Annotated in this window: 13 protein-coding genes; 8 read left to right on the top strand and 5 right to left on the bottom strand. The window is 52.0% G+C overall.

The features are described from left to right. The first annotated feature begins 95 nt into the window (after positions 1-95). On the top strand, positions 96-743 hold the full coding sequence (locus LG201_RS03525; protein WP_226770792.1) for a PEP-CTERM sorting domain-containing protein: 648 nt from the start codon (positions 96-98) through the stop codon (positions 741-743). A gap of 119 nt (positions 744-862) precedes the next feature. After that, positions 863-1,801 carry a tRNA (adenosine(37)-N6)-dimethylallyltransferase MiaA gene (gene miaA / locus LG201_RS03530; protein WP_226770793.1) on the top strand — a complete coding sequence of 313 codons (939 nt, stop codon included), beginning with the start codon at positions 863-865 and terminating at the stop codon, positions 1,799-1,801. 17 nt (positions 1,802-1,818) lie between these two features. On the opposite strand, the gene dapC is transcribed toward miaA, so the two are convergent. Next, positions 1,819-3,018, bottom strand: a complete 1,200-nt coding sequence (dapC, locus tag LG201_RS03535; RefSeq protein ID WP_226770794.1) for a succinyldiaminopimelate transaminase — start codon at positions 3,016-3,018, stop codon at positions 1,819-1,821. A gap of 74 nt (positions 3,019-3,092) precedes the next feature. After that, complete coding sequence (locus LG201_RS03540) at positions 3,093-4,187, bottom strand: PilT/PilU family type 4a pilus ATPase (protein ID WP_226770795.1); 1,095 nt, start codon at positions 4,185-4,187, stop codon at positions 3,093-3,095. A gap of 224 nt (positions 4,188-4,411) precedes the next feature. Here LG201_RS03540 and LG201_RS03545 point away from each other — a divergent pair, with 224 nt between their 5' ends. Further along, positions 4,412-6,850 carry an EAL domain-containing protein gene (locus tag LG201_RS03545; protein WP_226770796.1) on the top strand — a complete coding sequence of 813 codons (2,439 nt, stop codon included), beginning with the start codon at positions 4,412-4,414 and terminating at the stop codon, positions 6,848-6,850. Here the strand turns inward: LG201_RS03545 and LG201_RS03550 are convergent. Continuing rightward, positions 6,813-8,909 carry a tetratricopeptide repeat protein gene (locus LG201_RS03550; RefSeq protein WP_226770797.1) on the bottom strand — a complete coding sequence of 699 codons (2,097 nt, stop codon included), beginning with the start codon at positions 8,907-8,909 and terminating at the stop codon, positions 6,813-6,815. The genes LG201_RS03545 and LG201_RS03550 overlap by 38 nt on opposite strands. A 22-nt stretch (positions 8,910-8,931) precedes the next feature. Then, a complete protein-coding gene (gene mnmC / locus LG201_RS03555; RefSeq protein ID WP_226770798.1) occupies positions 8,932-10,881 on the bottom strand; it encodes a bifunctional tRNA (5-methylaminomethyl-2-thiouridine)(34)-methyltransferase MnmD/FAD-dependent 5-carboxymethylaminomethyl-2-thiouridine(34) oxidoreductase MnmC in 1,950 nt (649 codons plus the stop codon). A 122-nt stretch (positions 10,882-11,003) separates the two neighbouring features. Here mnmC and modA point away from each other — a divergent pair, with 122 nt between their 5' ends. From modA to LG201_RS03575, 4 genes are all read left to right on the top strand, one after another. Next, complete coding sequence (modA, locus tag LG201_RS03560; RefSeq protein WP_226770799.1) at positions 11,004-11,783, top strand: molybdate ABC transporter substrate-binding protein; 780 nt, start codon at positions 11,004-11,006, stop codon at positions 11,781-11,783. Then, positions 11,783-12,463 carry a molybdate ABC transporter permease subunit gene (gene modB, locus LG201_RS03565; RefSeq protein ID WP_226770800.1) on the top strand — a complete coding sequence of 227 codons (681 nt, stop codon included), beginning with the start codon at positions 11,783-11,785 and terminating at the stop codon, positions 12,461-12,463. The genes modA and modB overlap by 1 nt, the downstream gene beginning before the upstream one ends. Further along, the gene (locus LG201_RS03570; protein WP_226770801.1) at positions 12,453-13,517 is read left to right on the top strand and encodes an ABC transporter ATP-binding protein; all 1,065 of its coding nucleotides are present in this window, start codon (positions 12,453-12,455) and stop codon (positions 13,515-13,517) included. The genes modB and LG201_RS03570 overlap by 11 nt, the downstream gene beginning before the upstream one ends. A gap of 87 nt (positions 13,518-13,604) precedes the next feature. Beyond that, complete coding sequence (locus tag LG201_RS03575; protein WP_226770802.1) at positions 13,605-15,605, top strand: acyltransferase family protein; 2,001 nt, start codon at positions 13,605-13,607, stop codon at positions 15,603-15,605. A gap of 185 nt (positions 15,606-15,790) precedes the next feature. Here LG201_RS03575 and LG201_RS03580 read toward each other — a convergent pair whose 3' ends face one another. Beyond that, complete coding sequence (locus LG201_RS03580; RefSeq protein WP_226770803.1) at positions 15,791-16,030, bottom strand: hypothetical protein; 240 nt, start codon at positions 16,028-16,030, stop codon at positions 15,791-15,793. Positions 16,031-16,562: 532 nt separating this feature from the next. Between LG201_RS03580 and LG201_RS03585 the strand changes: the two genes are divergently transcribed. Further along, positions 16,563-25,106: a GH36-type glycosyl hydrolase domain-containing protein gene (locus LG201_RS03585; RefSeq protein ID WP_226770804.1), complete on the top strand. Its 8,544-nt coding sequence runs from the start codon at positions 16,563-16,565 to the stop codon at positions 25,104-25,106. Positions 25,107-25,129: the final 23 nt, after the last annotated feature.

Genomic DNA, 25,129 nt, shown 5'->3' on the forward strand with positions numbered 1-25,129 from the left:
GCACCCAAGCTGGGCATTAGTGGAATAGATGTTGCGTATTAGATGGCGCCACACAAATTTTAACTAATCCACTTAACTTAAACTCGGGAAGAAAAATGAAAACAAAATTGAGCATTGCTTTACTGTCTGTACTGGTATTTGCAAGCGCTGGTGCACAGGCGGCCAATATCGTACAAAACGGTAGTTTTGAAGCAGACAATATTGGCAATGCATCTTGGACTTTTCTTAATAGCGTGACTGGCTGGCACTCCAGCAGCGTATTTGAAATCCAGAAGGGTGCAACGCAAGGTGGTTACAATGGTTTCAATACTGAGGCTTATGATGGTATCCAGTATCTGGAACTGAACTCTACCTCCCTGACCAGTGTTTGGCAGAACCTGACCACGACCGCCGGTAGTAGCTATACATTGAGCTTTGCTTTCTCTGGTCGTCCTGACACACCAAACGGCTTGAAGAGCACATTTGAGGTTTACTGGGGTGATACCAAGCTGATCAACTCTTCAGCCAAGGCGAAGAGTGACTGGGTTGAATATACATTTGAAGATCTGGTCGCCACTGGTACCAATACCCAGCTCAAGTTTGTATCCCTGGGCCCAACAGCAGCACCTTCTTATGGTTCTTATCTGGATGGCGTGACTGTGATTGCTGCCGTGCCTGAGCCAAGCACTTATGGCATGCTGGCACTTGGTCTGGGCGTAATCGGTTTTATTTCAACTCGCAAGCGCAAGCACAACCTGGCTTAATTTTTAGAACAGGTTGGTAGTGTCTAAGGCCAGGCTACATGCCTGGCCTTATTGCTTCTATAGGCAGCCTTTAGCATCTGTACTACACTTGCGCCTTTTCTTTGGCAAGATTCCCATCCATGTCCGTTGCACTTCCACCTGCCATTTTTCTCATGGGCCCGACTGCTAGCGGCAAGACAGGACTGGCAGTTGAACTGGTGCAAACCATGCCGGTGGAAATCATCAGTGTCGACTCGGCGCTGGTATATCGGGATATGAATATAGGTACCGCCAAGCCCACCGAGGATATCCTGGCGCAGGCACCGCATCACCTGATTGATATCATCGCGCCAACGGATGTTTATTCAGCTGCGCACTTCCGTACCGATGCTATACGCCTGATGGCTGACATCACGTCCAGGGGTAAAACCCCCCTGCTGGTTGGGGGAACCATGTTGTATTTCAAGGCATTACAGCAAGGTCTTAGTGGGTTGCCTGAAGCAAATCCCGAGGTGCGTGCTCAGCTTGATGCCGATGCAGAGCGGATAGGCTGGCCAGAGATGCATGCAAGACTAGCCAAGATTGACCCGAACACGGCTGCCCGGTTACAGCCTGCCGATTCTCAACGCATACAGCGGGCGCTGGAGGTATATCAGATCAGCGGCAAGACTATGTCTGAACTGTTCAGTCTGCAATTACTGGAAAGCTTGCCTTACCGCCTGTTGAAGCTGGCGTTGCAGCCATCGGACCGGGCTGTCCTGCATCAGCGGATCGCCATTCGTTTTGAAGAGATGATGCAGCATGGCTTGCTGGAGGAGGTGAAACAATTGCTGAAAACATACCCATCACTGCATGCCGATACAACTTCCATGCGTTGCGTGGGCTACAGACAAACCCTGGATTACATGGCACAGACTATCAGCTATGCCGAATGGCGCGATCAGGGAGTGGCTGCAACCAGGCAACTGGCAAAGCGTCAATTGACCTGGTTACGCGGCATGGATGATACGGTGGAAATAGATTGCCTGGATCCAGCATTATTCAAGTTGACGCAAACCGCTATCAGGGATTTTCTTTAAGGAAAATCCCTGATTACTTACTGTGGACGGAGTTCAGAAGTCAGCTGGCGTATACGGTCTGCCGCCTCCACACATTCTTCAAGCCCAGCCACAAGCGCAATGCGGATAAATCCTTGCCCAGGGTTAATCCCATGTGCTTCGCGTGCCAAGAAGCTGCCCGGTAACACCGTTACATTGAAATCACGGTAAAGACTTAGCGCAAATTCAGTATCTGACTGCCCGGTGTGTGCCCAAAGATAAAAAGCGGCATCAGGCATTGCCACATCCAGTACCTCCTGCAGTATGGGAGTGACGGTTGCAAATTTTTCCGCGTAAAGCCGACGATTTTCCACCACGTGGATTTCGTCTTTCCATGCCGCAATGCTGGCAGCCTGTACTGCAGGATTCATGGCGCAGCCATGATAAGTGCGATACAGCAGAAATTTTTCCAGTATCTTGGCATCCCCGGCAACAAAGCCGGAGCGCATCCCGGGTACGTTGGAACGTTTGGACAGTGAACTGAAAATAACCAGGCGGCTGTAGTCACGACCTAGAAGATTGGCCGCCTGCAATGCGCCAATAGGTGGGCTGGACTCATCAAAATAGATTTCCGAATAACATTCGTCTGCTGCAATCACGAAACCATAGCGGTCAGAAAGCTCAAATGCCTGTTTCCATTGCGCCAGGCTCATGACCTTGCCCGAAGGATTGCCAGGAGAGCACAGGAAAAGCAATTGGGTGCGTTGCCAGATGCTTTCATGCACGCTATCCAGATCCATGCTGAAATCGTTGTCTGGCAGTGTGTTCAGGAAGTACGGCTCAGCGCCTGCCAGCAAGGCTGCACCTTCATAAATCTGGTAAAAAGGGTTGGGGCTGACCACCACGGGAGCCGGCGTTGTATCGCTAATCACCGCCTGGGCAAAAGCAAACAAGGCTTCACGACTGCCATTGACGGGAATGATCTCTGTTTCAGGATCGAGTGCCGGAATGCTATAGCGTTTGGCTAACCAGCTAGCAATCGTCCCGCGTAGTGCAGCTATGCCCAGCGTCGTGGGATAGGTTGCAAGCCCAGCCAGGTTATCCGCCAGTGCCTGCTGGATTAAGGTAGGCGTAGCATGTTTTGGCTCACCAATCGAAAGATTGATGGCCTGGTATTCTGGGTTTGGCGTCACGCCTGCAAACAGCTCACGCAGGCGCTGGAACGGGTAGGGCTGGAGTTTATTCAAGTCTGAGTTCATAGCTGCATTATAAACCCAACTCTGTGCCCTATAGAAACTCACCAAGACTTGCCGTATAGCCTTACCCTGAATTGCTAGTCACCAAATCCACCTTTAGCAGACTCTGCCGAAAAGCGCATCTTGAGGGAAAGGTCATTTCTGGAATCAGCACTGGCGAGGGCATTGTCTTCGGTGATCTTGCCTTCGCTATATAGCTTGAATAGTGACTGGTCAAATGTGCCCATGCCGATGTCCGTATTGGTCGCCATGACTTCCTTGATCTCGTCCAGCTTGGATTTGAGGATAAGGTCAGAGATATAGGGGGTGTTGATCATGATTTCGGTCGCAACTACACGCTTGGTTTCAATGCCAGGGACTAACCGTTGCGAGATGACCGCACCAAGATTCAACGACAGACTGAGCTGGATATTCTGCCTGCCATCGGGTGGGAAGAATGAGAATATGCGTTCCAGGGCCTGGTTGGCATTGTTGGCATGCAGGGTCGCCAGACAGAGATGGCCGGTCTCCGAGTAGGCAATCGCGTGCTTCATGGTGTCCATATCTCGGATTTCGCCAATCAAAATCACATCTGGCGCTTGTCGCATGGCATTTTTCAGGCCACTCTCAAAAGTCAGGGTATCGATGCCCACTTCGCGTTGGTCGACCACAGATTTCTTGTGTTCATGCATAAACTCAATCGGGTCTTCCAGCGTGAGGATATGCCCATCTGAATTCTCGTTGCGGTAATTGATCATGGAAGCCAGGGTGGTGGACTTGCCTGACCCAGTTGAACCTACCACCAGTATCAGGCCGCGCTGGCGCATGATGAGCTCGGTTAAGACATTCGGCAGGACTAGTGACTCCAAGCTGGGGATCTGGTGCTTGATATAACGTACTACCATGGCCACTTCGCCACGCTGCTTGAACACATTGATACGGAAGCGGCCCACGCCGTGCATGCTGAGGGCAAAGTTCATTTCCAGCGTAGCTTCAAATTCCTGTTGCTGGCTTGGCGACATCAGGGCATAAGCAATCTCCTTGACCATTCCCGGTGCCATTACCTGTGTGTTAATCGGCATCGTCCTGCCTTCAACATCAATATGGATGGCCGTTCCGGTACTGAAAAACAGGTCCGAGCCGTTTTTTTCCACCATGAACTTGAGGATAGGAGTGATATCGATTGCTGCCATGAAGCATCCCTTGTTTTTATATGAGGCTACTTTACCATAAGCCTTAGTCATACAGGCTTGGTGTGCCCACTGGGCCTGATGCTGGTGCAGTCAACCTGAGAGTGGTCATGCACCGCACCAAACTGAGGCATTTACTGGTCTGGATGTCGTGATATCAGCCTGTTCAGCATGGCACAAGGTTTGCATTAGCTTGCACAATATTCACTCCTTTGTATTGTGCACACATGCTGCTTTACATTAAAACGCCGAATCGATCCCTACAGCACGGCGATGTCCGTGAACCAGGCCTTACGTCACAGGACGCTGTACTGAGGTATAGCTGCAAGGATAACCAGGCCTTACTGATGACGCTAACCCAGTTGGCACAGGAGTTTCCAGAGTCTGTGCTGGATGACTCCTATGTCTGGTATCTGCCGAAAGGCGAGGTGGATATCACAACCTGGATGGCGAACATTATGCCGTTCAATACCTTTTATGCCCGCATGCGCCATCCATGGCTGCTGGACGACTTGAGCAAGCATGTGCAGATGCATTTCCAGCCGATTGTCGACTTTACGCAAAATGGCAAGATTTTTGGCTATGAAGCCCTGTGCAGATTGCAGGATCCCAATGGCAATATCCTCACTGGCGAAGAGGCCTTTCGCCTTGCGCGTCAGGTCAGCCGGGAAGTGGAACTGGATATGGTATGCCAGAACCTGGCACTGGCTGGCAAAGCTAATGCCATTGCACATGGCACTCCATTGTTCATCAACGTACTGCCGCAAACCATTATGCGCGATGACTGGCTCGACCTCATGCTGGATGCGCTGGATCGGCATGGGATAGAACAACGCGATGTGGTGGTGGAGATTATTGAAAGTGAGGAGGTGTCTCCTGAACTTCTTGCCAAGCATTGTGATGCTATTCGCATGCAGGGCCTGAGAATCGCGCTGGATGACATGGGATCCGGGTTCAATGGCTTGAGTACGTTAGCGGTAGTCAGGGCGGACTTTATCAAGATAGACCGCACCATTGTGCATGAGGCACAGGGGAGTCGTGTCCGTACCGTGCTGCTTGAGGCGATTATTTCCATGGCACAGCGCCTGGGCTGCACGATCGTTGCAGAAGGTCTGGAGCGGGTTGAAGATATCACTTATTGCCAGGATCTTGGCTTGGTCTATGCCCAGGGCTATTATTTTGCCAAGCCAGCATTGAATCCGACAGAAACAGTGACGGCACTGCCGATACGCGACGAATCCCATCGATCGCCCATTCCCGATGAATTCCGTATCAGTGAGTTTGTCAGCCGCGGCATCACCATAGAGGTCAACACCCCGATAGACCAGGCCAGGCAGATTTTTATAGATAACCCGGATATTGCCTGTGCGGTTGTTCTGGACAACCTGCGTCCAATCGGGCTGCTCAAGCGCGGCAAGGTCTTTACCCACCGTAGTGATGCATTGGGCAATTATTGCGATGCCTTGCCCCGCATGATTACCTCGCGCATGCCATCTTCCCAGCTGGCACGCGGACTATATCTGGAGCGTGGTGAAATTGAACCGTGGGTGATGGTAAGCGACGATGGGGTCTATGTCGGGATCATCCACCCATTGGAAATCATGTCGCAAATCATTAACCGCAAGACCAGTTCCGGCAATATGCACCCATTAAGCCAGCTCACCACTGGCCCTACATTACGCCAGTCACTGGATGTGAGCTTGCGTAACAACCCGACTACCCATCTGGTGTATATCGATCTGGATCATTTCAAGGCATATAACGATCGATACGGTTTTATCCGCGGTGATGCCATGATTCGCTTGTTATCTGAAATTGTGCGGCAAGAGTTTCACAATCAAACTGGCACCCTGGTCGGGCATATTGGTGGCGATGATTTTGTGCTGATCCTCGATCATGAAGACCACAATCTGGTGAACGTACTACTCAACGTCATCAATCACTTCCAGGCACTGGCGGTTCACCTTTACGATAGCAGCGACCTTGAACGGCGATTTTTTACCACTGAAGATGGCAAGGATCACCCGGTGGCTAGCGTGTCGATCGCGGTCGTCAATGGCTCTCAGGGAGCTATATCCAACAGCGTGGCGGCGGCAGAGCGTGCTGCCTCGTTAAAGAAGATAGGAAAATCCAATATAGGGAGTATCGTGGTGGTGGAATCCAATCCGCCAAGATTGGTATTGCCGCGTAGCGAGGAATATTCAGACTGGCAATCACGAGCCCTCAATGCACTGAAGATGCTGCAAACCTTGCCAAGGTCTCAGGATGCCCATTGCCTGGATGGTTGTTTTGCCGATTACCCGTTTTTTGAGGTGGTGTTTGAACTGAATGTGGATGGCAGCCAGCGCCATGCCAATTGGATCAATCCCAATATGTACGGCAAGATCAAAGCGGGCGGGGCAGGTGCCGACCGTAGCTTGCAGGCTTATTACAATGCCGTGAAGGATTCCATGAACCCTTACATTTCAAGCATCTACCTTTCAACCGCAACGGAAGACTTCTGCCTGACCGTATCTACTCCTGTGTTTGACACTGACGGCATGATGAGCAGTATTCTGGTGGCGGATATCAATATTGCCGCCATGGCCATGCTCAGTAGCTTGCCCAATGAAGTACCTCAGATCAAAGTTAAGTCAGCTGATGCGCGGGTGCTTTCTGTAGCCTGAGGTAGAGCGCTTCCAGTGCTTGAGTGAAACGCGCTGTATCAAACAGCTTGCTATCTCTTGTTGCTTGCAAACGTTCCCGATAACGATTGAGCAGGGCTTGGTCTTGAGCAATGCTGATGGCAAGCGTTTCATAATGAGCGGGGTCGAATGTAATCAGCTCATGCAAGCCAGCTACCTGCAATAAACTGCCAGCAACGCGACTGGCAAAGGTGTCGCCTGAGCATGTGATCAATGGCAATCCCATCCACAAGGCATCACTTGCCGTGGTATGGGCATTGTAAGGCGCGGTATCCAGAAACAGGTCTGCAAGTGCATGGCGAGCCAGGTGCTGATCCATAGGGACTCGCGGAGCAAAGATCAGGCGTGCTGGGTCGATCCCCTGTTCTTGGGCGGCTTGCTGCAGGTTTTTTCTGGCGCTGGCATTGCATTCCAGCAACCAAAGGATACTTTGTGGCGTTGCCTGCAGTATGCGCATCCAGCTGGCAAATACTTGCGGCACAATCTTGAAGCTCTGGTTAAAGCAGCAAAATACAAAAGCATCCTCGGGGAGTCCACATGTGTTACGTGATGGGGTGTTGGCAATAGGCCGCTGCCTATCATTGGGCTGGTATGTCGTGGGCAGCAAGGCAAGCTGCTCCGTATAGTAAGAGGCCTGTGCTGCCGGTGTGATGAAGGCATCACTCAATATGTAGTCAATAAAGGGCGCGCCCATGGTTCCGGGAAAGCCTAGCCACGATACCTGAATCGGTGCTGGACGCAGTGCCAGAATGCCGGTACGGCTACCCTGGGTATAGCCGGTCAGGTCAACCAGGATATCTATGTGATCCGCATGAATCTGCTGCGCAGCCTCATGGATGGACAACGGGCGGATATCAATGAAGTGATCCACAGCCTGTTCAATACGTTGCCGTGCGGGAGTGTGGTCATCCACGGCATACGAATACGCATATACCTCGACCTTGTCTCTATCGTGCAGCTCAAGCATTTCCGTGATCAGGGAGGCGAGTGGATGCAGGCGAAAATCTGCCGACAGATAGCCTATCCGTAGTTGAGTGCCTGTATCAACCTTGCGCGCAGCAGTTGGTCCAAGCAATGCAGGTTCCTGCATGAGCTTGGCATAACGCTGCCTGGTCCAGTTCTCTGCGCACTGTTGTTGTTCTGCTGCAGTGGTTCCTGGCATGGCAAGAAAAGCAAAAGGGGATATCTGCACCTGCGGTGCGGTCGCTACCCATTCCCGGATTTGAGCAATATCCTCTTCAATATTTTGCCAATCGCAAGCGTGCTGCTTTTGATGTACCAAGTGTACTTTTGCGTGATACAGCAGGGGATCAAGCGCCAGCGCACGCTGATAGCAGACCATGGCCTGCTCCAGCTGCCCCAGTTCTCGCAAAACATTGCCCAGATTGTTGTGGCTATCGGCATCATGGGGAGACAGCTCAATTGAGCGATGATAGCTGGCAGCGGCTTCTGCGGCCTTGCCAAGCTCACGCTGAGCGTTGCCGAGGTTGTAATGCAGTGCTGCATCTTGTGGCTGCAAAGTGACTGCTTCTGCATAGGTTTTTTCTGCTGCAGCATAAGCCCCTCGCTGTTGTTGCTGGATACCCAATGCTTGCAAGGCGTGGGGTAAGGCAGCAATAGCGTCCTGATCGCGGGGATTGAGATGCAGTATTTTTCTGTAGCTGGCAATGGCTTCTGGCAATTGACCTGCTACATGGTAAGCCGAGGCAAGATTAGCCAGCAGATCAGTATCTCGTGGCGATATTGCCAACCCCTGATTGAAGTGACTGACTGCCTGATCAAGCTGGCCACAGGCCTGCAAGGCGAGTCCTAGGTTGTTATGAAAATCCGCGTTATTTGGTATCAGTGCCAACGCACGCTCAATGAAGCTTGTGGCTTCCTGATGGCGACGGGTCTGATGGCAAAGCACCCCGAGCAGATGCAAGGCATCCGCATGGCTGGGTTTTAGGGAAAGCAGCTGGCGGTACAGCGTTTCTGCCTCTGGCAAGCGTCCGTTTCGATGTGCATTGACGGCTGAATGGAAAAGTTGATCAGGATTCATTGTTAAATTAAACCATATTCGCTTAAATCAATGGGTAACAAGCCAGGCCCTGCACCAGCCGTTTTAGTCCCAGCGACCGCAATAGAAAACGATTCGGATCTAGGGCGGCCAGCAAACCCTCATCCACCGGGGCAGGCTCTCCTGAAATGGCGCTGGCAAGCATGTCTGCGGCCAGGGGGGCGGTGGTCAGTCCCTTTGAACCATGGCCTAGATTGACGTACAAGCCCTTTAGCCAGGGCAGGCTTTCAGGGGCAGCAGTATGGCGTGGCGGTTGTGCTTTTAGCGCGAGATGATCAAGCAGGGGACCTGCCATCGGCAAGTAGTCGATGGTGGTACAACGCAAGGCTGCGCGGCCTTGTGGCGCTTGGGATGACAATGCCTGATGCAGATCAGGAGACATACGATGGAGCATCTCCAGATTTTGCGCATGGTCTTCTGAGCGTAACTCCAGCCCAATATCATCTGGGGTAAACGTGGCACCCAGGCAATGTTCCCCGTTCACTGAGGGACTGATATAGCCATCGGTGCAGAGCAGGGTTTTCAAGTGTGCACTGATACCTGACTGGGGGAGTTGTGTGATTTGTCCGCGTACAGGTGATAGCGGCAAGTGGGCAGCCTGGTCAAAACTGGCAGCCTGGTTGGCATTTGCAATAATCAGTACCGGGGCTTCTGCCAGCAATTGATGTTGATCCCACACCTGCCACAGATCACCTACCTGTTTCAATTGGATGGCCTGCGTGTTGATGAGCACCTGGATATTCGGGTGCTGGGTCAAGGCATGACAAAATGCGGCTGGCTTTACCCAGCCAGCTTCAGGGAAGAACATCGCCTCATGTGTCAGCGGAACGCCCGCCAACAGGCTGGCTTGCGCCTGGTCGACCATATAAACCAAATCAGCTGGAAAATGGCGTGCAGCAATAACATGACTGCGATCCAGCTCAGCCGCATCATGGCCCAGTTGCAGCATGCCACAGCGAGCATGGGCATCAGGGGGTATATCCAGTTGCTGCAATAATCGCAGGCTGTGTAGATAGCCTGCGAGCGACAAGCGGTCAAGCGGCACGTCCTTGCGTGCCAGCTTGGGATACAGTATCCCCAGTGGATTTCCGGATGCTTCCTGTGCCACATGAGCATGCTGTTCTATCAGGGTCACATGCCAGCCACGGTCAGCCAGGGCGCGGCTGCTGGAGGTGCCAGCAATGCCGCCGCCAATGACAATCGCTTGTGTGGGCTTGGCATGAAATGGTGGCTGCCTGTGGCTAAACCGCCCACATAGCATTTCCCGCTTTCTGCCGTGCCCTGGCACCTTGTTTACCTCGAACCCTGCAGCCTGCAATCCACGCTTGACCACACCTGCGCTAGTGAAGGTAGCAAACGTGGTGTGCTGGTGTGAAAGTGTCGCCATCCGTTCAAACAAGGCTGGCTGCCACATTTCCGGATTTTTGGCAGGGGAGAATCCATCAAGGAACCAGGCATCCACACTGGCGTGTAATGCTGGTAGCGTATCCAGTAAATCACCAATCAATAAGGTGAGACTGACACGCCCCTGATCAAAAATCATCCGGTGCCAGCCTGGTGCCAACTGCTGATATTGCGTGAGCAGTGCCTGAGTGAATGGATCCAGCTCTGGCCACAGTGCCAGTGCCTGGGCAAGATCAGCCCAGGATAATGGGTATTTTTCAGTACTGACGAAATGAAGCCGGGCATGCGCCGGGGCATGATGACGCCACAGTTGCCACGCACAGAGAAAATTGAGCCCTGTGCCAAAACCAGTTTCAGCAATGGTAAAGCTATTTTCCTGCATGGCATGCCAGCGTTCAGCCAATTGATTATGTCGCAGGAATACATGACGCGTTTCTTCCAGCCCACTGGCACGCGAAAAGTAAACGTCACCATACAGGGTGGAGTAGGGCTGACCATCCTGCCACTGCAAGCTTGCCGTGCAGGATGCTGAAGTTGTTTGTTGGGACATGGTTCTATTTTTGTGGCGAGGTCTATATAATTTCGTTATATTTGCAAAAAGATAATGCTTTTACTGAGTTCTATTCCATCCCACTTCTTTTAAACATTCACTTCATCTCCGAAAGAACGTATATGAAATTCGCTTTTTCACGCATTCTGGCGCCATTGTACCTCGTGCTATTCACGGCAGTGGCGCATGCAGCGCCTACCAATATTGCAGCCGCGGCAGACCTCAAGTTTGTTCTGGAGGAGTTGTCCAAATCGTTTGAGCAGCAATCCGGTGAAAAGCTGGCCGTGACCTATGGCGCATCCGGCGCCATTACCACGCAGATTATCAATGGTGCTCCCTTCCAGTTGTTTCTTTCAGCAGATGAAGACTATGTCCTCAAGCTTTCCACTGCCGGGCTGACCAGGGACGAAGGCGTATTGTACGCTACCGGCCATTTGGTGATCGTGACACCTAAAAATGCTGCACTGGGCGTGGATAGTGAGCTGAAGGGCTTGGCGGCTGCACTCAAGAGTGGCAAGCTGCAACGTTTTGCCATTGCCAACCCTGAGCATGCTCCTTATGGGCGCCGTGCCGTGGAAATCTTGAAGCATGCAGGCCTGTGGGAAGACATTCAGTCCAAGCTGGTGCTGGGTGAAAACGTTTCACAAGCGGCCCAGTTTGCTACCAGCGGCTCTACCGATGGTGGTATTGTGGCGCTTTCCCTCGTCAAGTCACCACAGGTCATCAATACCGTGAATTATGCTGAAATTCCCGAGAGCTGGCATAGCCCACAAAAACAACGCATGGTGTTGCTGAAGAATGCAGACAGCACCGCCAAGGCTTTTTATGATTATTTACAGAAGCCTGCCGCCCGGGAAATCTTCCGTCGCTATGGTTTCGTTTTACCTGGTGAAGCCAATTAATGGATTGGACGGCTTTATGGCTCTCGCTCAAGCTGGGAGCCATGACGATTCTTGTGTTGATACCCGTCGCATTGTTCGCGGCACGCTTCCTCGCTTATCGTAGATTTTTCGGCAAGCCAGTGGCTGAAGCGCTGCTGGCAGTGCCCCTGGTGTTGCCACCTACCGTGGTAGGGTATTACTTGCTGGTCGGGCTGGGAAACCAGTCATGGCTGGGACAATGGCTGATGCAGACTACCGGCCATCTGCTGGTGTTTCATTTTTCAGGTTTATTGCTTGCCTCCATTATCGTCAACATCCCGTTTGCCGTACAACCCATACAGCGTGGCTTTGAGTCTATCCCGCAGGATGTCAGGGATGCGGCGGCATGCTGCCGCATGTCATCCCTGCGCATGTTGTTGACGGTAGAGCTGCCACTGGCCTGGCCGGGGATTCTCACTGCGATCGTGCTGACGTTTGCCCATACGCTGGGGGAGTTTGGCGTAGTGTTGATGGTAGGAGGCAGCCTGCCGGGCGAGACCAAGACCATTGCCATTAGTATTTATGACCGTGTGCAGGCGCTGGATTTTGCTGCAGCAGGCAATATGTCATTGATGCTGCTGGTATTCTCGGTGGTGGTGCTGGCGTTGGCGAATAGCCTGTCCAGGAAGTTCGGTCGAAGGGGAGGCTATCATGAGCTCTGATCTATGGTTGAAAGTTGCATTGCAGCGACCTTTTGCCCTGGAAGCGGAACTGCGCTGTGCTGAAGGCGAGTTGCTGGCGCTACTGGGGCCTTCCGGCAGTGGAAAATCCACGATACTGAGGCTAATCGCAGGTTTGCAATATCCACAGTCTGGCTCCATCAAGCTGGGGAACAATACCTGGTTTGACCAGCAGGTTCGCCTGACTCCGCAGCAACGCCGTGTCGGCTATGTACCGCAAAATTACGGTTTGTTTCCACACATGAGCGCACTGAACAATGTCGCTGCAGGCTTGCATCATCTACCACGCGATGCACAAAACCACCAAGCGCGACAGTGGCTGGAAAGGGTTCACCTTTCTGATTATGCCAAGCGCAAACCCGCAGAGCTGTCCGGTGGCCAGCAACAGCGCGTGGCATTGGCGAGGGCTCTGGCAGCAGACCCCTCGATTCTGCTGCTTGATGAGCCATTCTCCGCCCTTGACAGCATCACGCGTGAAAGCCTGTATATCCAGCTTGCCGAGCTGAAGGCCGGACTGAACATTCCCATCATCCTTGTGACGCATGACTTGAATGAAGCCAGCATGCTGGCAGACAGAATTGCGCTGATAGACAATGGCAGTATCCTGCAGAGTGGCGCACCAGACCACGTTATTCGTCAACCTGCCAGCCGTCGCGTCGCTGAGCTGGTGGGATTGCATAATATATTGCGCAGTGAGCTAGTCGCCAGGACAGAGAGCACAGTCACGCTCAAGCTGGGACAGTGCTTGCTCAATCTCCCAATCACGCAGGCAGTTGGCCCTGGTAGCCACGATTATCTGTACTGGATATTGCCCACGAATGCCTTGGAAGTGGTTGGTCAGGATCAAACGGCCACCCTGCACGGCAGCATCAACAAGATATTACGTCTGGGAAACCTTGCTCGCCTGTTTGTCAGGGTGGATGGTGCTAGCGAAGTATTCCAACTCCAAGTCGCTGGTCATCATCATTTTGAAGTTGGGCAAGTGCTGGCCTTCAAGCTCGATACTAGTCAGGCTCATATCCTGCCTGCTGTTTAATTACCTGCATCCATGAGCAAAATAGCCCCCTGAGAACTATCTCAGCAATGACTTGCCTATCAATCAGAATGAATTAAAGGGGCAGCGTTGAGATACAGGCGGGAGATAGATGGGCTGAGAGCCGTTGCCGTGATGGCTGTATTATTGTTCCACGGCGGGCTACTGGGATTTAGTGGTGGCTATATCGGCGTGGATATCTTTTTTGTGATCAGTGGCTATCTGATCACAACCATCATCCTGGACGAGGTGGAAGCAGGGCGTTTCTCCATCGTCAATTTCTATGAGAGGCGCGCCAGGCGCATCCTCCCAGCACTGACTGTAGTGCTCATTGCCACCAGCATCGCGGCTTACACCATGATGCCGTCCTCCTTGCTGCAAGCGTATGCCAAAAGCCTGATATCGGTGGCAAGCTTCTGTTCCAATATATTTTTTTACCTGACCAGCGGCTATTTTTCTACCGCATCCGATGAAAAGCCGCTTCTGCATACCTGGAGCCTGGCAGTGGAGGAGCAGTACTACCTGTTTTTCCCGTTGCTGGTTTCCATGCTGTGGTTTATCGGCCGTTCGCGCCTGGCATGGCTGATCGCTTTCTTGTCTCTGTTGTCATTGGTATGCTCTGAATATCTGCTCGTGCAACAGGCCATTGATGCCAATTTTTACCTGATTTTCAGTCGCGCATGGGAGTTATTTGCTGGCTCATTGCTTGCCTTTTCCCGGGTAGCTGACAGCCCATTGCCGCCATGGGGCAGGCAGGTTGGTAGCGGATGTGGATTGCTGTTGATCATACTGGCGATTTTTACACTGGATCAACATACGCCATTTCCGGGGCTGTATGCCTTGTTGCCAGTATTTGGCACTTGCATGGTGATTGCATACAGCAACCAACAGACGATGGTCGGGCGGTTGCTATCTTCCAGGCTGATGGTGGGCTTAGGCTTGATCTCCTATTCACTGTATCTCTGGCATCAACCCCTGTTTGCATTTCTGCGCATGAAGCATCTGGCTGAGCCTAGTGCCGGCATGTTCTGGATCGCTATCGGCATCAGTGTGCTGCTGGCAATTTTGAGCTACTACTTTATAGAACAACCTTTCAGGAACAAGTCCAGGTTTGGTAGAACACGTATTTTCCAGCTTTCCGCTTTTTCAATTGCGCTGATGCTCTTGATCGGGTTGTCCGGGATCCTCTTCAAAGGGTTTCCATATCGGTTTGATCACCATGAGTTAGCCAAAAGCGTGGAATCCAGCCCCAAACGTGAGGAATGCCATACTGGCGGTGTCGATTTTTTAAAGCCCGAACAGAGCTGCCGTTATTTCGGCCAGCATGTACGGTGGGCAAGTTTTGGCGATAGCCATACGGTTGAACTGGCTTACGCCCTGGCCGACAGGCTTAAGCCAAGCGGGCAGGGCATGCTGCACCTGAGCTTCAGTGGCTGCCCTCCTGCCTTGCAATTTGAAGCCATACAGCCAGGCTGCTCGCAGTGGATCAATGAGTCGCTGCAATACCTGGAAAATCAGCACGATATCAGTCATGTTTTAATAGGGTTCAGCTACACGCGATTCCTGTTTGGCGAGCTTGGGCATCATTACCCTGGCATCACGGATGAAAGTCCTGCCAACAAGTTCAGTGAAATCTATGCTGGCCGGTCAGCGCAGGAGTTGCGGCAGATTTACTGGAAAAGTTACGAGGAGATGATCCATCGCCTGCTCAAGGCCGGGAAAACGGTTTATATGCTGTATCCGGTTCCTGAGTTGCCGATGGATATCAGCAAGGCATTGACACCATTGACTATCTTTCATCATGAATCACGCCTCAACCTGGAAGAAATGACGAGTGCTCAATATTATGCCGAACGCAATGCATTCATCATCAAGCAGTTGGACAGCTTGCCTTATGGTCAACATCTGCATGCAATTAAGCCGGTAGATATTCTCTGTAAGTCTGGATATTGCCCGGCAATAATGGAAGGCAAAGCCCTATATTTTGACGAAAGCCATTTAAGTCTGCAGGGTGCGTATCAGTTGATTGATCACGGGATTCCCTTTGATCAGCTCAAGCTCGATTCACCTGCAAGCCATGAGCCACGATGAGGTAGCACAGATCATGCTATTTATAATTGTTGATTACTTCCAAATACTTAAGCTCATCCACGGCAATCTTGCAGCAGCATAAAAACTCCCGCAGATGCGGGAGTTTTTATATCAGCAGACTTGCCCATGAGCATGGGAATCGTCAAACAAGAGGGAGCAATGTCGGCGCAAAGCCAGCATCAATTTCAATGCTTGCTTTGGGTGAGAGCACTTTCACTCGTATCGTCTGCTTCATCCAGCTTTTGATGGAGATCTTTCTTGCTGTAGTGGCCTGGATAGGGGCCGCATAAATCCTGCATTCTATTGGACAGATAGGTTTTATTTTCTGCCATTATTTCCAGTTGAACCGAAGTGATCTTGCCCAGTTTCTGATTCACTCCACCCACAAACTCTTTCCAGTTACTTTCAACTTCATGCCATTTCATCTGAGTTTCCTTTATCTGTAGTCCCATCATGATGAATATCAGTTGGGTGCGAAATTAAAGTAAGAACTCATGGGTAGATATCAATCCAGAATATGAATTGCGTATGGGTACCAAACTTGTCCCGCACTGGTAATCCTAGAAGTAAATCTAATCCTTCACCGTCTGTTACCACACTTACACACGGTGATATTTCAATCATGCTGGCATCGATTCATCGTCGATTAACGGCCTTACATAAGGCTATATTTTTCTGTCCAATAGATCCCTGTACACAATAAAAACCAGACCAGGTGGGCAATCATAATGAGAATGATCAGTGCATGACGTCTAGACCACATAACAACCTCCATGAATGAGTGCTAGGTTAGGCGAGTGTAGTCTTTTGGGGCAGAAGTATTTGTCTAAATACATGGTAGGACGCATGAAATAGGCCTAAACTGAATTCACCAACTGAGTCAGTTTCTCTCCTTTACCAGTCCAGCATTTCTCAGCCATCAGGCCTTATTTCAGCCAATCCAGACTTAAGGGCATTATGAATTTCATATCCCGTTATGCGATTGGACATCGTGGCAATTCATCTCCATGGAATGACCTTGCACCAATCAGGGAAGAACTGTTTGGAGTCGAGCGTCTGGAGTTTCATGCGGAAAGTCTAGCCGCAGCGCAGGCGGTAACAACCACCCCTGTTCCGGTGATGTCCTTGCACAAGCGATTGAATAATAATGCGGAGGTATTGCTTGCAGCCTATCACGCCAGCGCCGCAGAGCTGGAAAGTGGTCGTGGCGTGGTGCATGCGGCCGAGTGGCTGCTGGATAATTACCATATTGTTGAAGAGCAAATCCGCGAAATTCGTGATGATTTGCCACCCGGGTATTACCGCCAATTGCCCAAACTCGCCAGCGGCCCATTTGCTGGTTATCCCCGAGTATTTGGCCTGGCCTGGGCCTTTGTTGCCCATACTGATAGCCATTTTGATCCAGACACCTTACGTCGATTCATTCAGGCTTACCAACGCATACAGCCTTTAACCATAGGTGAGTTATGGGCTGTTGCCATTACTTTACGTATCGTGCTGATTGAAAATTTACGCCGACTTGCAGAGCAGATCAGTGTGGGGCGTTCTGCCCGCGCTGATGCTGAGGAACTGGCCGAAAAGTTACTACAGCCGGACCATGCACGCGCCACACTGGATAAAGAAATTTCCAGCCGATCATCAGCGGGTTTGTCTGATACATTTATTGTACATTTGGTCAAACGCTTGCGGGATCAAGATCCCCGTAGCATGCCTGCCATGGGATGGTTGGAAGAAATGGCAAGGAGGCAAGGGCTTTCCATTGATGGCGTAGTGCAGAAAACACAGCAACGCGAGGGCGCCTCCAATGTCAGTGTGCGCAATGTCATTACCAGCATGCGCCTGATCTCGGATATTGATTGGGCCGCATTGTTTGAAAGTGTCAGCCTGATTGATGAATGCCTGGCCAGGGATGGACATTTTTCTGCCATGGATTTCCCCACGCGGAATTTATACAGAAGCGCTATTGAGCAATTGGCGCGTGGCTCATTATTGTCAGAGCTTGAAATTGTCGAAGTGACTCTCGGATTGTGCAGTCACCCCCAGGATGTAGCTCAGGACGTGACGGATGCAGAAAGAGCCTGTGATCCTGGTTACTATCTGATTGCTGAAGGTAGATTGATGCTGGAGCAAGCCATCCATTTCAAGCCGCCTGCGAGACTGTTGATCAGCCGTTTCAATCTGCGCCTGGGCATTGCGGGCTATATCGGCACCATCATCATGACCACGATGGTATTGCTTGCTGTGGGCTTGCAGTTGTTAGGCATGCTGGATATGGGGTCTATGACCAGCCTTGCAATTGCCTTGCTTGGATTTATTCCTGCGAGTGAAGCGGCGACTAGCCTGGTGAATCGTTTTATTGTCTGGAACTTCTCTGCCATGCCTTTACCTGGCCTGGCATTGACCTCAGGGATTCCATCCTCCTGCCGCACCCTCATTGCCATGCCCATTTTACTGACCAATGAAGTTGATCTTCTTGCGCATGTAGAACGTTTGGAGGTTCACTATTTATCAGGCGTTGGCGGTGATCTTTATTTTGCCCTGCTCTCTGATGGACTGGATGCTGACCAGGAAGAGATACTGTCAGACACACCATTGCTGGCGCTAGCCCTGGCAGCCATTGAACAATTGAACCAGAAATATAGTGTGGATGGCGGAACAATACTGACAACGCCAAGATTCTTGTTTTTGCATAGACGCAGGGTATTCAGTGCAAGTGAAGGGCGCTGGATAGGCTGGGAGCGAAAGCGCGGAAAGTTGCATGAGCTGAATCGCCTGTTGCGCGGAGCAACGGATACCACGTTTATGTCGACAGGGGGCATCTCCTCAGAGGTTCCTGATGGTGTGCGCTATGTCATCACGCTCGATGCGGATACCAAGTTGCCACGAGATACCGTTGCCAAGCTGATTGGAAAAATGGCACATCCGCTGAATCAGGCCATCTTTGATGCTGCGGAGCGGCGCGTGGTAAAGGGGTATGCCATTCTCCAGCCCAGGGTAACGCCTTCATTACCGTTAGACCGTGATGGATCATTCTATCAGCGGATATTCTCAGCGCCAGGCGGTATGGACCCTTATGCCGCCGCCAGCTCTGATGTCTATCAGGATATGTTCGGTGAGGGGTCGTACACAGGTAAGGGCATTTACGATGTCGATGCATTTGAAGCATCCCTGGCTGCCCGGGTACCGGAAAATGTGATGTTGAGTCACGATCTGTTTGAAGGGATATTTGCCCGGGCTGGCCTTGCCTCGGATATTGAGGTCGTTGAAGACTCACCCTGTCGCTATGATGTGGCTGCCAAGCGCCAGCATCGCTGGGCAAGGGGAGACTGGCAATTGTTGCCATGGGCATTGGGCTGGGGCCCTGCGTATGTTGTACCGGTCATCGGGCGCTGGAAAATGCTGGATAACTTGCGACGCTCACTGGTGGCACCGAGTTTTCTAACGCTGCTGGTGGCATGTTGGTTTTTACCCTTTGCCCTGGGTATACAAGCCATCCTGTTCCTGCTGGTGATATTGGCATTGCCTGGCTACATGCCGATCTTGTTGTCCGTGTTACCGCATCGCCGCGATATACATCTGCGCAAACATATCAGCAATCTTGGCAGGGATTTGGGAAAAGCCGCCTCACATCATTTCCTCACAATTGCATTGCTGGTAGATCAGTCCTGGAGAATGGCGGATGCCATCATCAGAACCTGGATCAGATTGGGTATCACGCGCCGACATTTGCTGGAATGGACAACGGCGGCCCAGTCGACCAGCAGCCCCTCGTTAACGGTCATGGGGTTTTATCGTGAGATGGCGGGCAGTACAGTGTTTGCGATGGGTCTTTGCGCCAGCGCAATCTCATTCTCGCATGTGTCCTGGCCCTTGGTATTACCATTTGCCATGCTCTGGGGCATCGCACCATTTCTCGCCTTTTGTGCTAGTTATTCGCCAGTGGTTGTCAACAATGATCATATTGACGATCTCACCGCGGATGCGCTACGCCTCACTGCCAGACGCACCTGGCGTTTTTTTGAGCGATTTGTCACGCCAGAGGACAATATGCTGCCTCCTGATAATTTTCAGGAAGCGCCAAACCCCATCATTGCCCACAGAACCTCCCCCACCAATATGGGCTTGTATCTGCTTTCCACCGTGGCCGCGAGAGATTTTGGCTGGTCTGGCACCATCGAGACCCTGGAGCGCCTGGAAGCGACGTTTGTTGTCATGCAACAACTGAGGAAACACCGAGGCCATTTTTTCAATTGGTATGGCACTTTGGATATGAGCGTGCTGGACCCGCCTTATATTTCTTCTGTTGATAGTGGCAACCTGGCTGGCCACCTGATTGCGCTGGCAAATGCGTGTGAAGAATGGGTCAATGTGCCCCATGCCGCTAATGCCAGCGTTGGCATACTGGACCATTTCACCCTGGCACGTGAGGCGCTCCTGGCTTCATCCGTGGCCAATGATGACAGTGGTAAGGAGCTTTTCTGCCGTTTTGAAGAAATTGCCACGCATCTACACGACACCCAGGTCATGACCATGCTGCCCGCATTGAAGCGTTTAACCGATAAAACGGCAGTGGTCGTTCAGGGTTTGATCCCGGTCAGTGATCATGACAATCCCCCGGAGCTTGTTATCTGGGTCAATGCCCTGGCAAAGTCAGTAGCCGCCCATCATGATGATCAGGCTCTGCTACAGCCATCTTCTGATGCATTTAACGACAGGCTGCAGACAATGGCTGCAAATGCGCGTGAAATGGCATTGGCAATGGATTTTGCGTTTATGATCGAGCCCGAGCGCAAACTATTATCCATCGGCTATAGCCTGCAGGATAACCATCTTGATCCCAGCTGTTATGATCTTTTAGCGTCAGAAGCTAGACTGGCCAGCCTCTTCACCATTGCCAAAGGCGATGTCTCCACCAAACACTGGTTCCGCCTTGGCCGCACTGCTACCCCATTGGGCAACGGCTCTGCCTTGATTTCCTGGTCTGGCTCCATGTTCGAATACCTGATGCCATCTCTAGTCATGCGCGCCCCTGTTGGGAGCTTGCTCGAACAGACCAACAAGCTGATTGTCGCGCGGCAACAGTCCTATGGTCAGTCTCTGGAGGTTCCCTGGGGGATATCTGAATCCGCGTACAACGCGCGCGATATTGAATTTACCTATCAGTACTCCAATTTTGGCGTGCCGGGGCTTGGTCTCAAACGAGGACTTTCCGACAATCTGGTGATTGCACCTTACGCGACCGGCCTTGCCGCCATGATAGACCCCAATGGCGCACAGGAAAACTTTGTGCATCTTGCCAGCATGGGCGCGTTAGGGCGGTATGGGTTTTACGAAGCCCTTGATTTCACCCGAGCCAGGCTGCGGGAGGATCAAGAGGTGGCGATTGTGCGTAACTATATGGCCCATCATCAGGGAATGACCATCGTCGCCATTGCCAATAGCCTGCATCATGGCCAGATGCGTAGCCGCTTTCATCGTGAACCTATGATTCAGGCATGCGAGCTTTTACTGCAGGAGCGCATGCCCAGGGATATTGCGATTGCCCATCCTCGCGCAGAGGAAGTAAGTGCATCCATGGATGAAAGTAGTGATAGCGCACCGGCTGTACGCAGATTCACTACCAAGCCTGCCGGGAGCCCGGTTACGCACCTGCTGTCCAATGGGTCTTATTCCGTCATGCTGACGGCAACAGGGGCCGGATATAGCCGTTGGCGCGATATTGCGGTAACCAGGTGGCAAGAGGATGTCACACGTGAAACTGATGGATATTGTATCTTTATCAAGGATATCGCGACCGATGCTATCTGGACCGCTGACGGGAAAGACATCAGCACCAAGCCCCAGCATCGTATGGACAGTAGCGAAATCATTTTCAGTGAGGATCATGCAGAGTTCATCAGGCGCGGCAACTCCCTGGTCACGCATATGGATGTGCTGGTCTCTGGAGAGGATGATGCCGAGGTTCGCCGTGTCTCCCTGACCAACAGTAGCCGTCGCCATTATGAGCTGGAGCTGACATCGTATATTGAGCTGGTATTGGCGACGCCTGCGAATGATAGAGCCCACCCCGCGTTTTCCAAGATGTTTGTGGTCACGGAGTATCTTCCCGAGTTTGGCGCATTGTTGGCAACACGCCGATTGCGCGCGCCCAATGACCCGCAAATCTGGGCAGCGCACTTTGCCGTGATTGAGGGGGAGGTGACGACAGCAGCTCAATATGAATCTGACAGGTCCCGTTTTATTGGGCGTGGCAACACGTTGAAATCAGCTGCGGTGATCAGCGGTGGGGCAAATCTGTCCAACACCGTAGGCACAGTGCTGGATCCCATATTCTCCCTGAGAAATCGCCTGCGGATTGCCCCTGGCAAAGTGGCGAAGCTTGCTTTCTGGACGGTGATGGCATCTTCGCGCGAGGAGCTGCTGGACTTGATAGACAAGCATCATGACCGCAGCGCATTTGATCGGGCACGAACCCTGGCCTGGACACAGGCACAAGTGCAACTGAGATATCTGGATGTGGCACCTGAAGCCGCAGCCGATTTCCAGCGACTGGCCGCCCCTGTTTTGTATATGGACCAGCGATTCAGGGCACACCCGGATGCGATGATGCGTGGCGCCGGATCCCAGTCGGGATTATGGCCACATTCCATTTCTGGTGACTTGCCTATTGTGTTGTTGCGCATTGATGAAATTGAAGATATGCCACAGGTACATGAGTTACTGCGTGCCCATCAGTATTGGCGGATGAAACAGCTCTATGTAGATCTGGTGATTATCAATGATAGAGCATCGTCTTATATCCAGGATCTGCAGGTGGCGATTGAGACTGCCGTGCGTACCTTTCAAGCCAGAAGGCGCGCCGGTGAAAAGCTTGCAAAAGGCATGGTATACACACTGCGTGCGGATTTGATGAGCATGGAATACCGCGCCTTGTTATATTCGGTGGCACGGGTTTCATTGCTGGCAAGGCGCGGATTGATTGCCGAGCAATGTGCACGATTATTACCCCAAGCCCTACCAGCCAAGGCTCCCAGATTAAGCAGAGCTGAAAAAATACCAGTCCCTCATTTATTGGAGGTAGGCGACCTGGAGTTTTTCAATGGGTTTGGTGGGTTTGACCAGGAGGGCACGGAATATGTCACCGTTTTGAATGCAGGCATCACAACACCAGCGCCCTGGATTAACGTGATTGCCAATGCACATTTTGGTTTTCAGGTGTCAGCCACAGGCAGTGGCTACACCTGGGCGGATAACAGCCGCGAAAACCAGCTCACGCCATGGTCGAATGACGCGGTGATGGATCCTTCCGGCGAGGTGTTCTATGTGCGGGATGACATCACGGGCGAGATATGCAGCCCAACAGCACAGCCTCTTCGGGATGAGGGTACCTATATTGCGCGACATGGGTATGGCTACAGCAAGTTTGAACATAACGCACATGAGCTTGAGTTTGCGCTGTTGCAATACGTGCCGCTGAATGATCCTGTCAAGATTTCACGTTTGGTGATTCGCAATCTGTCGGGAAGAGCGCGCAGACTAAGTGTCACCGCTTATACAGAGTGGATATTGGGAACTTCCCGTGGCGCCTCAGCACCATTTGTCATGACGGAGATTGACGCCGTGACCGGCGCCATGTTTGCGAAAAATCCCTGGAGTATTGGGTACGCCAACCGCATCGCTTTTGCTGATCTTAATGGCAAGCAAACCCACTGGACAGCGGATCGCACAGAGTTTATTGGGCGTGGGGGCGATCTTTCAGCGCCTGATGCCTTGACTGCCAACCTGACACTGTCCGCTAACGTGGGTGCCGGGATGGACCCTTGTGCAGCGCTGCAACAGAGTTTTTATCTTGAAGCAGGAGAATCAATAGAAGTTGTGTCACTGCTTGGCCAGTGTGAGTCTGTAGAGGCAAGCCGTGTTTTAGTCGCCCGCTATCGTGAACTGGATCTGGATCATGTCTTGAAGCAGGTCACTGATAACTGGACAAGCCTGCTGGGCAGCATCCAGGTCAAAACACCAGACCGCGCGATGGATATTATGCTGAACGGCTGGCTGCTTTATCAGACCATGGCCTGCCGTGTGTTGGCGAGATCGGCGTTTTATCAGGCCAGTGGGGCGTATGGATTCCGTGATCAGTTGCAGGACTGCATGGCATTGACCTTTGCTTCACCAGCCACCTGCCGCACCCATTTGCTGCGTGCGGCAGGGCGGCAGTTTGTGCAAGGCGACATGCAGCATTGGTGGCAGCCTCAGTCCGGTCAAGGGGTGCGTACCCGCATCTCGGATGACTGTGTCTGGCTGGCTTTTGCCACCGCACACTATATTGCCACTACGGGAGATGCTGCGATTCTGGAAGAAAATGTCCCGTTCCTGGATGGAGCAGCGCTACATGAAGGCGAACACGACAGCTTTTTCCAACCCATGCTGGCAGATGAAGTATCTTCGCTGTATGAGCATTGTGCTCGCGGCCTGGCGCTATGCTTGCAGCGGACAGGTGAGCATGGATTGCCGTTGATAGGGACCGGTGACTGGAATGATGGCATGAACCGGGTAGGTGAGGCAGGGCAGGGGGAGAGTGTATGGCTGGGCTGGTTACTGATACACACGCTCAGATTATTTGCGCCCCTGGCACTGGATCGCCAAACCTTGGTGGACCAGCAACGCGCGACTGCCTGGACTGACAGTGCCGAAGCTGTGAGACAGGCAATTGAACAGGAAGCCTGGGATGGTGAGTGGTATCGTCGCGCCACGTTTGACGATGGTACATGGCTAGGATCCCGGCACAATACAGAATGCCAGATTGATTCGATCGCACAATCGTGGGCCGTACTTTCCGGCGCCGCTGATACTGAACGGTCTGCAGTTGCTATGGCATCTCTGGAGCAATATTTGATAGATAAACACCATGGACTGGCCTTGTTATTTGCGCCGCCATTTGACCAGACGCAGCATGACCCTGGCTATATCAAGGGATATCCCCCAGGGTTGCGCGAAAATGGCGGTCAATATAGCCATGCTGCCATGTGGACGATTCTTGCCTTTGCCAAGCTTGGGCATGGCACAAAGGCGGCCGAGCTGTTTTCCCTGCTTAATCCTGTCAATCACGCCCGAAATCCTGCTGAGGTCGAGCGGTATAAAGTAGAGCCATATGTGATTGCTGCGGATGTATATTCGGTATTTCCTCATAAAGGAAGAGGAGGCTGGACATGGTATACAGGCTCTGCCGGATGGATGTATAGAGCGGGAATAGAGGGTATTCTGGGCATCAGGCGGTCAGGCAATACGCTGGTAATTTTCCCTTGCATGCCTGCTGAATGGAAACTGTATGAAGCCGATATTGATGTACAAGCGACTCAATACCATATTCGCGTCGACAATCTATCCAATACTGGATCAGGCATCACTAGCGCAACCTTGAATGGAGCAGGATTGGCGTTAATCAATGGTGGGGTAGAAGTGCCATTAAATGGTGGGATGCATACCCTCATTATCACCTGTTGAAAGCAATGCTTAACGCAGGTTGG

Source organism: Methylobacillus gramineus (assembly GCF_020532675.1).
Classification (GTDB): Bacteria; Pseudomonadota; Gammaproteobacteria; order Burkholderiales; family Methylophilaceae; genus Methylobacillus; species Methylobacillus gramineus.